General features: G+C 71.6%; 14 protein-coding genes. 3 read left to right on the top strand and 11 right to left on the bottom strand.

What is annotated here, in order from left to right; translation table 11 throughout:
• Window positions 1–180: 180 nt before the first annotated feature.
• From ACXJKL_RS05525 to ACXJKL_RS05515, 3 genes are read right to left on the bottom strand one after another with little or no spacing between them, the layout of a single operon-like run.
• The gene (locus ACXJKL_RS05525) at window positions 181–642 is read right to left on the bottom strand and encodes an AAA family ATPase (RefSeq protein WP_457206058.1); all 462 of its coding nucleotides are present in this window, start codon (window positions 640–642) and stop codon (window positions 181–183) included.
• Window positions 643–662: 20 nt separating this feature from the next.
• Entirely contained in the window at window positions 663–1,142 is a 480-nt protein-coding gene (locus ACXJKL_RS05520; RefSeq protein ID WP_457206057.1) for an NUDIX domain-containing protein, read from the bottom strand.
• 2 nt (window positions 1,143–1,144) lie between these two features.
• A complete protein-coding gene (locus ACXJKL_RS05515; RefSeq protein ID WP_457206056.1) occupies window positions 1,145–2,323 on the bottom strand; it encodes a pyridoxal phosphate-dependent aminotransferase in 1,179 nt (392 codons plus the stop codon).
• An 80-nt stretch (window positions 2,324–2,403) separates the two neighbouring features.
• Between ACXJKL_RS05515 and pyrE the strand changes: the two genes are divergently transcribed.
• On the top strand, window positions 2,404–2,946 hold the full coding sequence (gene pyrE / locus ACXJKL_RS05510; protein WP_457206055.1) for an orotate phosphoribosyltransferase: 543 nt from the start codon (window positions 2,404–2,406) through the stop codon (window positions 2,944–2,946).
• Window positions 2,947–2,976: 30 nt separating this feature from the next.
• Here pyrE and ACXJKL_RS05505 read toward each other — a convergent pair whose 3' ends face one another.
• Window positions 2,977–3,717, bottom strand: coding sequence for a DedA family protein (locus tag ACXJKL_RS05505; RefSeq protein ID WP_457206054.1), 741 nt, complete (start codon window positions 3,715–3,717; stop codon window positions 2,977–2,979).
• Window positions 3,718–3,753: 36 nt separating this feature from the next.
• Here ACXJKL_RS05505 and ACXJKL_RS05500 point away from each other — a divergent pair, with 36 nt between their 5' ends.
• Window positions 3,754–4,440 (top strand): TrmH family RNA methyltransferase, encoded by a 687-nt coding sequence (locus ACXJKL_RS05500; protein ID WP_457206053.1) that lies wholly within the window; start codon window positions 3,754–3,756, stop codon window positions 4,438–4,440.
• On the opposite strand, the gene ACXJKL_RS05495 is transcribed toward ACXJKL_RS05500, so the two are convergent.
• From ACXJKL_RS05495 to ACXJKL_RS05485, 3 genes are all read right to left on the bottom strand, one after another.
• Complete coding sequence (locus ACXJKL_RS05495; RefSeq protein ID WP_457206052.1) at window positions 4,423–4,950, bottom strand: SigE family RNA polymerase sigma factor; 528 nt, start codon at window positions 4,948–4,950, stop codon at window positions 4,423–4,425. The two genes, ACXJKL_RS05500 and ACXJKL_RS05495, sit on opposite strands and share 18 nt — an antisense overlap.
• On the bottom strand, window positions 4,947–5,882 hold the full coding sequence (locus tag ACXJKL_RS05490) for a hypothetical protein (protein WP_457206051.1): 936 nt from the start codon (window positions 5,880–5,882) through the stop codon (window positions 4,947–4,949). The genes ACXJKL_RS05495 and ACXJKL_RS05490 overlap by 4 nt, the downstream gene beginning before the upstream one ends.
• Before the next feature lie 107 nt (window positions 5,883–5,989).
• Window positions 5,990–6,562, bottom strand: a complete 573-nt coding sequence (locus ACXJKL_RS05485) for a sigma factor-like helix-turn-helix DNA-binding protein (protein WP_457206050.1) — start codon at window positions 6,560–6,562, stop codon at window positions 5,990–5,992.
• Between the two features lie 189 nt (window positions 6,563–6,751).
• Between ACXJKL_RS05485 and fbaA the strand changes: the two genes are divergently transcribed.
• Window positions 6,752–7,786, top strand: coding sequence for a class II fructose-bisphosphate aldolase (gene fbaA, locus ACXJKL_RS05480; RefSeq protein ID WP_457206049.1), 1,035 nt, complete (start codon window positions 6,752–6,754; stop codon window positions 7,784–7,786).
• A gap of 350 nt (window positions 7,787–8,136) precedes the next feature.
• Here fbaA and ACXJKL_RS05475 read toward each other — a convergent pair whose 3' ends face one another.
• The 4 genes from ACXJKL_RS05475 to ACXJKL_RS05460 all read right to left on the bottom strand — a co-directional run bounded on the left by ACXJKL_RS05475 (window position 8,137) and on the right by ACXJKL_RS05460 (window position 11,167).
• Window positions 8,137–8,595 (bottom strand): GNAT family N-acetyltransferase, encoded by a 459-nt coding sequence (locus tag ACXJKL_RS05475; RefSeq protein WP_457206048.1) that lies wholly within the window; start codon window positions 8,593–8,595, stop codon window positions 8,137–8,139.
• Window positions 8,596–8,618: 23 nt separating this feature from the next.
• Window positions 8,619–10,334, bottom strand: coding sequence for a monocarboxylate uptake permease MctP (gene mctP, locus ACXJKL_RS05470; RefSeq protein ID WP_457206047.1), 1,716 nt, complete (start codon window positions 10,332–10,334; stop codon window positions 8,619–8,621).
• Window positions 10,331–10,630: a DUF3311 domain-containing protein gene (locus ACXJKL_RS05465; protein ID WP_457206046.1), complete on the bottom strand. Its 300-nt coding sequence runs from the start codon at window positions 10,628–10,630 to the stop codon at window positions 10,331–10,333. The genes mctP and ACXJKL_RS05465 overlap by 4 nt, the downstream gene beginning before the upstream one ends.
• A gap of 111 nt (window positions 10,631–10,741) precedes the next feature.
• Window positions 10,742–11,167: a DUF3151 domain-containing protein gene (locus ACXJKL_RS05460; RefSeq protein WP_457206045.1), complete on the bottom strand. Its 426-nt coding sequence runs from the start codon at window positions 11,165–11,167 to the stop codon at window positions 10,742–10,744.
• Window positions 11,168–11,294 lie beyond the last annotated feature (127 nt).

Genomic DNA, 11,294 nt, shown 5'->3' with positions numbered 1-11,294 from the left:
GCCCACGACGACCGCTACCTCCACGACCGACTCCCCAACGGAGACCTCCGCTTCCACCGCCGCAGATAGGCGTCGCCATCGGCGACACCCGGATGGCATCCGTTCCCGGACTGCCGTCATCGGGAGGTCTGCGTGCGCGCGTCGAGCTGGTGGAGAGCGTCGACCAGACCCTCGACTCGACTACCGGATGACGGTGAGCGGGCCTTCGTCCGGCGTCGGCGGCTCGAAGTGGTCGAAGTACTGAGCGACGAGGTCGTCGTCGAGCACGAAGTCATCGGAGTGGCTGCCTCGCCTGGCTCTCATGCGGCTCAGGACCGTCTCGCGATCGGTCGCGAGGTAGACCGTCTCGGGCACGACTCCGGTCGGCTCGAGCAATGCGCGGTAGTCGTCGCGCATCCGCCTCGACCAGAACGAGAAGTCGAGGACGACGTCGGTGCCCGCGCCGACAAGCTCCAGGAGCCGAGTCCGCAGGCCGGTCTCGATCTCTTCGCGCACGTCCGGGGGGAGGGGCACGGTGGAGATCCCTCGACGCCACATCTCGGCGTCGAAGGAGAGCCGGACCATGCCGTCGCTCTCGAGGCGCTTGGCGTACGCCGACTTCCCGGACCCTGAGGGCCCGCACATGAAGATCACGCGACTCACGGGCGGACGCACCAGCCGGCTCAGAGCGCCACGATGTCGCGTGGACGGCGGGGGACTCCGTCGGCCAGCACCGTGCCCAGCTGCACCCGCAGGTCCCGCGGGCTGAAGGTCACGGCTCCCGCGGCAAGGTCGTCCGGGGAGAACCATCGGACGTCGTGCACGCCCTCGGCGACCAGGTCCACGCGCGGCCGGGGCTCGAAGCGGGCGGCACGCACGAGGTAGGTGACCTCGGTCTGCCCGTCCCAGAGCGGCATCGGGAAGATCCTGGTGAGCCGCCACAAGGCACCCCGGATGTCGGCATCCTCCAGCCCGAGCTCCTCGACCAGCTCGCGACGCAACGCCCCCTCCGGAGTCTCGCCCGGATCGATGCCGCCACCGGGGCAGGCCCAGAAGCCGCCCTCGATCCCCAGCCCGTCCCAGTCGAAGTGCACGAGCAGCACGTGGTCGTCATCGTCGAGCAGCAGCGCTCGGACCGCCTGCCGGAGTCGAGGCTCGGACACGCTCAGCGCCGCGTCAGGTCGGCGGCGGCGAGGCGGCGTACACCCTCGCTGATCACGTCGGCCTCCTTGCAGAACGCCCACCGCACGAGGTGCCGGCCTTCCTCGACGTCGTCGTAGAAGGCCTGCGCAGGGATGGCGACCACCCCGGCCACGTCGGGAAGGGCCAGGCAGAACTCACGACCGTCGGCCCAGCCGAGGTGGCCGATGTCGGTGGTCGCGAAGTACGTGCCCTCTGAGGCGCGGGCGGTGAGGCCGGCGTCGGCCAGCCCCGCCACCAGCAGGTCGCGCCGCGACTGCAGGGAGCGTGCGAGCTGTGCCGGGAAGTCGGGCTCGTGGTCCAGCGCGTGCGCGACGGCGGGCTGCAGGGGCGATCCGGACGTGAAGGTCAACCACTGCTTGGCGGCCAGCACCGCGGCGACGAGCTCGCGCGGACCCGTCGCCCAACCGACCTTCCAGCCGGTGAAGGAGTAGCTCTTGCCCGCGCTCGACAGCGTCAGCGTGCGCTCCCGCATGCCCGGCAGCGTCGCCAGCGGGACGTGCCCCTCGGTCGACAACGCGTCGTCGAAGACCAGGTGCTCGTAGACCTCGTCGGTGACGACGACCAGGTCGTGCTCGATCGCCACGTCGGCGACCGCCTGAAGCTCGTCGCGGGTCAGCACCGTGCCCGTCGGGTTGTGCGGGGTGTTGAGCAGGACCAGCCGCGTCCGCGGGGTGATCGCGGCGCGCAGCTCGTCGGCGTCCAGGCGGTGGTCGGGCGCGCGGAGGGTGACCGGGCGGCGTACTCCGCCGGCGAACCCGATCATCGCGAGGTAGGAGTCGTAGTACGGCTCGAGGACGACGACCTCGTCGCCGGGATCGACCAGCCCGAGCAGCGCGGCGGCGATGCCCTCGGTGCATCCGGTGGTCACCACCACCTCGCTGTCCGGGTCGAGCTCGAGGCCGTAGTGACGCTGCTGGTGGCGTGCGATCGCGTGGCGCAGCACGGGTACGCCGATGCCGGGGGCGTACTGGTTGGCGCCACCCTCGAGGGCCCGCACCGCCTCGGCGATGACCGAGGGCGGCCCGTCCACGTCCGGGAAGCCCTGCCCGAGGTTGACCGCTCCGGTGCGGAGCGCGAGGGCCGACATCTCCGAGAAGATGGTCGGCGGGACGGAGGCGATGCGTGCTGACGAGGTGCGCATGACCGCGACGGTAGCGGCCGGCGCTCGCGACCATCTGACGCAGACCATCTGACGCAGACCATCTGAGTAGTCTCGTCGCCGTGCCCGACGAGATCCCCGTTGACGAGACCCTTGCCCGCGACATCGACGCGACCTGCCGCCTGACCGGGGAGTTCACGCTCCGCTCCGGGCAGGTCGCCGACACCTACTTCGACAAGTACCTCTTCGAGGCGCAGCCGGCACTGCTCGACCGGGTCGCCGCCCAGATGCTCGACCTGCTGCCCGAGGACACCGAGCTGCTCGGCGGCCTCGAGCTCGGCGGGATCCCGATCGCGACGATGGTGTCGGCGAAGACCGGGCTGCCTGCGCTCTTCGTGCGCAAGAAGGCCAAGGAGTACGGCACCTGCAAGCTGGCCGAGGGGCCGGACGTGGCGGGTCGCCGGGTGACGATCGTCGAGGACGTCATCACCACCGGCGGCGCCGTGCGCGACGCCACCCGAGCGCTGCGCGAGGCGGGCGCGACGGTCGAGGTCGTCGTCTGCGCCATCGACCGCTCGCCGGCGGGGGAGAACCCGCTCGCCGACGTCGGCCTCGAGGTCCGTGCCGTGCTCACCCGCGCGCAGCTGGACGCCGCGCAGGCCTGACGGCCCGGAGCGAGGTCCGCGAGATATCGCTCAGAGCGGCCCGACGTCGCGTCCGGAGATGTCGCGGTCGGGACGGCCGTCGCGGTCGTTGTCGTCGGCCTCGTGGCTCGACGTGCGCCGGTGCCGCCACCACTCCCACGCGATGGGCACCACCGAGAAGGCGAGGATGACGACGATCGCCTTGTCGATGTTCTCGCCCAGCGACGGGAAGGCCGCACCGAGGAAGAAGCCGAGCAGGCTGATCGACACCACCCAGCCGGTCGCGCCGACGAGGCTCCAGGTGAAGAAGCGACGCCGGTCCATGTGCGTCACGCCGGCCACGACGGTGATGTAGGTGCGCACGAAGGGCACGAACCGGCCGATGACCAGCGCCTTGTTGCCGTGCTTGTCGAAGAACGCCGTGGTCTGGTCGAAGTACTTGCGCCTGAGGATGCGACCGTCGCGCTCGTAGAGCGGGGGGCCGATCGCGCGCCCGATCTCGTAGCCCGCGATGTTGCCCGCGACCGCGGCCAGGATGAACAGCACCATCGCGATCATCAGCTCGACCCCGGGCGGGCCGGGGAAGACGTCGATCTGCTCCGTCGCGAGGAACAGCCCCATCGCGAAGAGCAGGGTGTCGCCGGGCAGGAACGGGAAGAACAGGCCGCACTCGACGAAGATGATCACCAGGCTGAGCCAGAACAGGGCCTCCCCGAAGTGCTCGAGGAGCCAGGCGGGATCCATCCAGTCCATCCCGAGGAGCAGGGGATGGAGGGAGAGCAGCAGGGTCACCGGGTCACCCTAACTTCCGCGGCCTAGGGTGCCCCCATGGACGACGAGCGGGCGCCGTACGACCCGATGCCGCACGGCCCGCCCGAGGTCGGGGTGGGGCCGTGGCAGGGGTCCTGGCCGACCGATGAGCGGTACGACGTGGCGCTGCTCGCCGAGGGCGACCGGCGCAACGTGGTCGACCGCTACCGCTACTGGACGCTCGAGGCGATCGTGGCCGACCTCGACACCCGGCGCCACGACTTCCACGTCGCCATCGAGAACTGGCAGCACGACTTCAACATCGGCACCGTCGTGCGCACCGCCAACGCCTTCCTGGCCCGCGAGGTGCACATCGTCGGCAACCGCCGGTGGAACCGCCGCGGCGCGATGGTCACCGACCGCTACCAGCACGTCCGCCACCACCCCACCCCCGACGACCTCGCGGCCTACCTCCACGAGCTCCCTGCGCCGTCGGGGGGACCGGTCCGGCTGATGGGCATCGACAACCTCCCGGGCTCCCAGCACCTCGAGACGATGGAGGTGCCCCGCCGGGTCTGCTTCCTGTTCGGGCAGGAGGGGCCGGGGCTGTCCGAGCAGGCGCGGGCGGCGTGCGACGGGACGTTCTCGATCGCGCAGTTCGGCTCGACGCGCTCGATCAACGCCAGCGCCGCCGCAGCGATCGCGATGCACTCGTGGATCCGGACGTACGCCGACCTGTCCGGCGACTCAGCCTGGCGAGGCTGAGCCCCGTCGGCCCGGGCCGGACGAGCTGGGGGCCAGCGCCCGTTCCAGGGCGGCGAGCCCGCGGGAGGAGTGGCTCTTGACGGTGCCCTCCGCGATCTCCAGCTCGCGCGCCGTGTCCGAGACGGGCAGCCCCAGCCAGTGCCGGAGCACGACCACTTTGCGCTGCATCTCCGGCAGGTCCTGCAGGGCGTCGAAGAGGGCCGAACGCTCCTCCACGTCCCGGTCGGGTTCCGCCGCCTGCTCCGGCAGCCGGTCGGTGACCCGCTCGCGACGCCAGGGCCGTCGGTGCTCGTCGATGTTGGCGCGCACCATGATCTGGCGCACGTAGGCGTCCTCGGTGCCCTTGCCGCACACCCGCGGCCACGCGACGTACAGCTTGGTCAGGGACGTCTGGAGCAGGTCGTCGGCGCGGTGCCAGTCGCCGCAGATCGCGTAGGCGATCCGGCGCAGGTGCACCTGGCGGGCAGCGACGTAGTCGGAGAACGCCGCCTCGCGCTCGTCGCGCCTCACCGCAGTCCCTCGCCGTTGTCGCCCTGGGCGGCCAGGTGGCGCAGGAACGCCTTCATCGTGGGGGCGTCGAGGACGGCCGGGTCGACGGTCGTCGTGCCGAACGCGTCCACCCGCCCGAACACCACGCTGCCGTCGGCGAGGCGGAGCCGCACGGCCGCCTGCTCCTCGACCGGGCCGTAGGCGGCGGCCTCGGCCGGGCGCATCACGACCTCGAGCAGGGTCACACCGTCCGCGGCGACGACGTCGCCGTCGACGAACAGGGCGACCGAGTCGTCCGCGGCGACCGGCTGCCCGGGGCCGGTGTCCTCGAACCGCTGCTGCTCGGTCCACGTCGCGTCGAGCCAGTCGTCGAAGCGGGCGAACCGCTTGCCGGGTGCGTCCCACGTCGAGCCGCTGGTCGAGGGACTGGTGGAGTGCAGGATCCACTGCACTTCCGAGCTGTCCACGTTGCGGACCGAGATGCCCCAGGCCTTGTGGCGCGGACGGTCGTCGAGGACGACGAGCTCCTCCACCTTCCAGCCGGGGAGGTGGACGAGCGTGCCGTCCGCGAGGCTGGTGACGGCGGGGCCGCCCTCGAGGATCTCGAGCTCGTCGGGGTGCGCCGCCCTCACGGACTTGGGGGAGGCGCCGGGGGAGCTGCTGGGGGAGCTGCTCGGCGACGCCTCCGCGGCACTCGGCGACGGGTCGGTGGCGACGAGCCCCGCGCCGGCGCGGGCATCGCCCGGCAGTGCGGCCCAAGTGGCGCCGAAGAGCACGGCGACCACGGCGAGCGACGCGACGCCCGTGGCGAGCCTGCGGCGGCGTACGGCGGCCCGGCCCGCGGCGAGGTAGCGCGCCGGCTCCGGCGGGGTCGGACCCTCGCCGAAGGACCGGTCGATCACCTCCGACCACCCCGCGCCCGACGGCATCTCGTCCTGCTGCGTCGTGTCCATGCTCGTGTCCTCTCCCCGTCCGGCCCGTTCCGTGCGGCCCCGTGCGGCCGCGTCCGGCACCGTCCKGCACCGTCACCGGGAGTACGTGGCGACGCGGCGATCGGTTGTCAGGCCTGGTCGGGCATCAGGAGGGCCAGCGCGGCACGGCCGCGGGCCGCGTGCCGGTGCACCAGGGCCGCGTCGATGCCGAGCGCGCCGGCGACCTCGTCGGCCGGCACGTCGAGCCAGTCGTGGAGCACGAGCACCTTGCGCTGCACGGCAGGCAGCGACTGGAGGCCGTCGAAGAGCAGCGACTGGTCCTCGACGGGGTAGTCGGCCGGGCGGTCCGCCCCGCAGCTGCGCGGGCTCGGGGAGTCGCGGACGTCGAGGCGGGCCAGCGACCGGTGCACCAGCGCGTCGGCCTCCGCGGCGTCCGCGAGGTGCGGCCAGGCCGCCTCCACGTCCGCCAGGGTCCGGCGTACGGCGTCCTCGGCCTGGCGCCAGTCGCAGCAGATCGCGTGCGCCACCCGGCGCACGTGCTGCTGCCGGTCGAGAAGATAGGCGTTGAACCCGTCGGTGTCGTGCAGCTCGCGACGCGCGCGCCAGCGGGACGGTCGCGTGCCGGCGACGTAGACGTCGGTGGTGCCGAGCCCGTCGAACGACGCGTCGATCTCGTGCACCCAGTCGATCGTGGTGGTCATGGTGGTTCCCCCTTGCCGTGGAGACGCAGTCCGCGGGCGTTCGGTTGCGTCCCGGTGACGATCGGTCGGGTGGATCAGACCGGTGCGGCGTCCGGCGGGGCGCCGACGTCCTCAGATCTGCCGTACTCACGGCGCACGGCAGCCACTAGGGTCGGAGATGTCCCGAGACGTCCTCCCAAAGGATCCGACATGCCCATCGCCACTCCTGAGGTCTACGCGCAGATGCTGGACGCCGCGAAGGACAAGTCCTTCGCCTACCCGGCCATCAACGTGTCCTCGTCCCAGACCCTCAACGCCGCCCTCCAGGGCTTCGCGGACGCCGGCTCCGACGGCATCATCCAGATCTCGACCGGCGGCGCCGACTACCTCTCCGGCCCGAGCATCAAGAACATGGTCACCGGTTCGGTCGCCTTCGCGGCCTACGCCGCAGAGGTCGCCAAGAACTACCCGGTCAACATCGCGCTGCACACCGACCACTGCCCCAAGGACAAGCTCGACGGCTTCGTCCGCCCGCTGGTCGACATCTCCGCCGAGCGCGTGGCGCGCGGCGAGGCGCCGCTCTTCCAGTCCCACATGTGGGACGGCTCCGCCGTGCCGCTGGAGGAGAACCTCCAGATCGCCCAGGAGCTGCTGGAGAAGTGCGCGGCCGCGCACATCGTCCTCGAGGTGGAGATCGGTGTCGTCGGTGGCGAGGAGGAYGGCGTCGAGGGTGCGATCGACGACAAGCTCTACTCCACCCCCGAGGACGCCCTCGCGACCGTGCGCGCCCTCGGCGTCGGCGAGAAGGGCCGCTACATGACGGCGCTGACCTTCGGCAACGTCCACGGCGTCTACAAGCCCGGCAACGTCAAGCTCCGTCCCGAGATCCTCAAGTCGGCCCAGGAGACCGTGGCGGGCGAGCTCGGTCTCGACGCCGGCGCCAGGCCCTTCGACCTCGTCTTCCACGGCGGCTCGGGCTCCACCGCCGAGGAGATCGGTGCCGCCGTCGACTACGGCGTCATCAAGATGAACGTCGACACCGACACCCAGTACGCCTTCACCCGCCCGATCGCGGGGCACATGTTCGCCCACTACGACGGCGTCCTCAAGGTCGACGGCGAGGTCGGCAACAAGAAGGCCTACGACCCCCGCGCCTGGGGCAAGGCGGGCGAGACCGGCATGGCCGCGCGCATCGTCGAGGCGTGCCAGAACCTGCGCTCGGCAGGCACCTCGCTGGGCGCCTGACTCACGTCACGGCAACGACGACGGGCCTGCCCCCCACGGCATGCGGGCCCGTCGTCGTTGTCGTCCCCCGGTTCCCCCGGTTCCCCCGTTTCCCCCTGGTCCTGGACCGGCCACGCGGTGGCGGCACGTGCACGCGCGGGGAAGGACGTCGGCGACGACGGTCTGGAGCACGGGCATGTCCCCTTCCTCACCGAGCGAGCGATGAGCCGTCGGGGTCTGGGACGGCCGTTCAGGACCGAGGCTAGACCTCGACAGCGGTCCTGCCAACAGGGATTGCGCCCCGGGTCCAGCGGGCCGCTGCGGCTACCGGGCCCCCCTGCCGTCGCCGCTGCCGGTGACCGGATCGTGCCTCAGTGCAGGGTGCGCTCGTAGTAGAAGGCCAGCGCACCGTCAGCCCGGCCCTCGGTCCGGTCGAAGCCGGCGGACTCGTAGAGCTTGCGAGCCACCACGTCGTCCTCGGTGGTGGTGAGGTCCATGTAGTCGGCGCCGCGCTCGCGCGCGGTCGCCATGCAGGCCCCCAGGAGCGCCCGGCCGATGCCCCGCCCGCGACGGTCGGGCACGACGTACAGCTCGGCGAGGTAGGCCTCCAGGGCCGGACCCCACAGCGAGCGTCGCAGCCGCAGCACGCCCAGCCCGTCGGCCCGGCCGGCGACGAGGACCACGGTCTCGTCGCCGGCCATCAGCTCGGCCAGGTGCCCCGCCAGCCACTCCGCGCCGGGGGACGGCTCGTCGTACTCACGGTTGAAGTCGTCGAGCAGCCGCGCCGCGAGCGGCGCCTCCTCGGCGGTGAGCACGCGCACCTCGACCATGTGTCAGCGGCTCTCCACGGGACTCACCGGGCGCCGGCGTTGCCGGGGATGTCGTCCGCGTCGCCGTACGCCTCCTCGTGCCGGTCGTGCTCGGCCAGGTCCTTCTGGACGCGCGGGTCGTCGGCATCGGCCACGTAGTCGAACGCGATGGTCTCGTCCTCGCCGTTGGACACCTTGGCCGCGTTGAGGATCGCGCTGAGCACGACCGCGATGACGAGGTTGAGCACGAAGGCCGTCATCGCGATGTAGCCCATCTGCTCGATGCCCGGCATCAGCGCCAGCGAGCCGCCGAAGTGCTTGCCGGTGACGGGGTTGACGACCTGGTAGGCCTCCACCGTGCCGTAGACCATCGACACCGCCCAGCCGGCGAGCAGCGCGTAGCGGTGGAACCAGCGCGTGAAGAGGCTGAACACGACCGCGGGGAAGGTCTGGAGGATCCAGATGCCCCCGAGGAGCTGGAAGTTGATCGCGTTCTGCTTGTCCAGCGTGAGCACGAAGACCAGCGCGAACGCCTTGACGACCAGCGACATCAGCTTGGAGACCTTCGCCTCCTGGGCCGGGGTGGCGTCGGGCTTGAGCCACTCCTTGTAGATGTTGCGGCTGAACGTGTTGGCAGCCGCGATCGACATGATCGCCGCGGGCACGAGTGCGCCGATCGCGATGGCCGCGAACGCGACCCCTGCGAACCACGCCGGGAACATGTCCTCGAACAGCTGCGGGATGACCAGCTGCGCGTTGGGCTCGCCGTCGAGGCCGATCGGCTGGGTGCCGGCCGCGATGGCCACCCATCCGAGCAGGGCCAGCAGGCCCAGCACGAAGGAGTACGCCGGCAGGATCGCGGCGTTGCGGCGGATCGTGGTGCGGCTGTTGGAGGACAGCGACGCGGTCACCGAGTGCGGGTACATGAACAGCGCGAGTGCCGACCCGAGGGCGAGGGTGGCGTAGGCCCAACCGGCACCCACGCCGGGGATGAACGCGCCCGTCGGCTTGCCGGTGGCCTCGTTGGTGGTCGCCATCTTGTCCTGCGCGGAGCCGAAGATCGCGTCCCAGCCGCCGACCTGGCCGGGCAGGTAGATCACCGCGACGATGATGACGAGGTAGATCAGGATGTCCTTGACGAACGCGATCACCGCCGGGGCGCGCAGCCCGCTGGAGTAGGTGAACGCCGCCAGCACCGCGAACGCGATGAACAGGGGCGCGTCCTTGGCGAAGATGTTGTCGCCGCCACCGACCCCGGCCACCTCGAGCACCGCCTGGATGCCGACGAGCTGCAGCGCGATGTAGGGCATCGTCGCGACGAAGCCCGTGACCGCCACCGCGAGCGACAGCCCGCGGCTGTTGTAGCGCCCGCGCACGAAGTCGGCCGTCGTGACGTAGCCGTGGCGGTGGCTGACCGACCAGAGCCGGGCCATGAAGATGAAGATGATCGGGTAGAGCACGATCGTGTACGGCACCGCGAAGAAGCCCGCCACCGCGCCGGTGGCGAACATCGCGGCCGGTACGGCGACGAAGGTGTAGGCCGTGTAGAGGTCGCCGCCGAGCAGGAACCACGTGATCCACGTGCCGAACTTGCGACCGCCGAGGCCCCACTCGTCGAGGGAGTCCAACGAGTCGCCGCGCTGGAACCGCGATGCCATGAAGCCCGCGACCGTGACCATCAGGAACAGTGCGACGAGCACCGTCAGCGCGACGCCGTTGATGCCCGTGTCGGCCGCCATCACGACCACCTGCGCGCTCATCGGTCACCCTCCGTGGCTCGCGGCGTACGACGCGGGCGCGCGGCCAGGGTGAGCCGGTACGCCGTCCAGGTCAGGCCCGAGCACAGGAAGACCCAGAGGAACTGGTACCAGAAGAAGAACGGGAAGCCGAAGAGCTCCGGGTCGGTCTTCGCGTACGACGGCACCCACATCAGGGCGACGATCGGGATCATCAGCAGGATGCCGGCGAGGACCATCTTGCCGCGGTCGGTGGGAGGGACGTCAGGGGTGGCGCCCGGTTGGGGGCGCGCCGGAGGGGGGTTCTGCCCGAGTGTCATGCGCGGGAGGTTACTCCCCGTGACTCAGTTCACACCACGCACCCGGCGCACCCGGCGCACCCGGCGCACCCGGCGCACCCGCCTGGGCACGYCGGACTCGACGGGCCGGCGTCAGAGCAGGGCGTCGGCCGCCGCGGGGCTCGAGTCGCGCAGGAAGGTCGAGCAGCGCTCCCACTCCTCGGTCTCACCGATCGCTCGGGCACTGAGGGCCAGCAGGGCGAGGGACCTCAGGAAGCCGCGGTTGGGCTCGTGCTCCCACGGGACCGGACCGTGACCCTTCCAGCCGTTGCGGCGCAGCATGTCGAGGGACCGGTGGTAGCCGACGCGGGAGTAGGCGTAGACCGTGACGTCGTCGGCGCCGGCCTCCTGGGCCTGCAGCGCCAGGGCCGCCCAGGCGGCGGGGGAGGCGGGGTGGCGGCGGACGACGGTGGCGGGTGCGTCGCCACCGGCGAGCTCGGCGTCGGCCGGGTCCGCGGGGAGGTGGGTGGGCGGGGGGCCGGCCATCAGGTCGCCGCCCGTGAAGGGACCAGTACTCATGCGCCTAGCCTCCCACGCCGGTCGCGGGACGCCCGACGCCGGTGAGCACGCGCTGGGTCTCGGCCAGGTGCTGCCAGATCTCCCGCTCGGCGGCGTCGGGGTCACCTCCCGTCAGCGCCGCCAGGAT

It is taken from the genome of Nocardioides sp. P5_C9_2 (assembly GCF_054049555.1).
This window is presented reverse-complemented; position numbering and strand designations above follow the sequence as displayed.

Excerpts from the sequence above, each read along its gene's own strand:
- ACXJKL_RS05515 (WP_457206056.1), bottom strand. The coding sequence starts at position 2,323 with ATGCGCACCTCGTCAGCACGCATCGCCTCCGTCCCGCCGACCATCTTC.
- ACXJKL_RS05465 (WP_457206046.1), bottom strand. The coding sequence starts at position 10,630 with ATGACACTCGGGCAGAACCCCCCTCCGGCGCGCCCCCAACCGGGCGCC.
- mctP (WP_457206047.1), bottom strand. The coding sequence starts at position 10,334 with ATGAGCGCGCAGGTGGTCGTGATGGCGGCCGACACGGGCATCAACGGC.
- ACXJKL_RS05460 (WP_457206045.1), bottom strand. The coding sequence starts at position 11,167 with ATGAGTACTGGTCCCTTCACGGGCGGCGACCTGATGGCCGGCCCCCCG.
- ACXJKL_RS05485 (WP_457206050.1), bottom strand. The coding sequence starts at position 6,562 with ATGACCACCACGATCGACTGGGTGCACGAGATCGACGCGTCGTTCGAC.
- ACXJKL_RS05500 (WP_457206053.1), top strand. The coding sequence starts at position 3,754 with ATGGACGACGAGCGGGCGCCGTACGACCCGATGCCGCACGGCCCGCCC.
- ACXJKL_RS05475 (WP_457206048.1), bottom strand. The coding sequence starts at position 8,595 with ATGGTCGAGGTGCGCGTGCTCACCGCCGAGGAGGCGCCGCTCGCGGCG.
- ACXJKL_RS05490 (WP_457206051.1), bottom strand. The coding sequence starts at position 5,882 with ATGGACACGACGCAGCAGGACGAGATGCCGTCGGGCGCGGGGTGGTCG.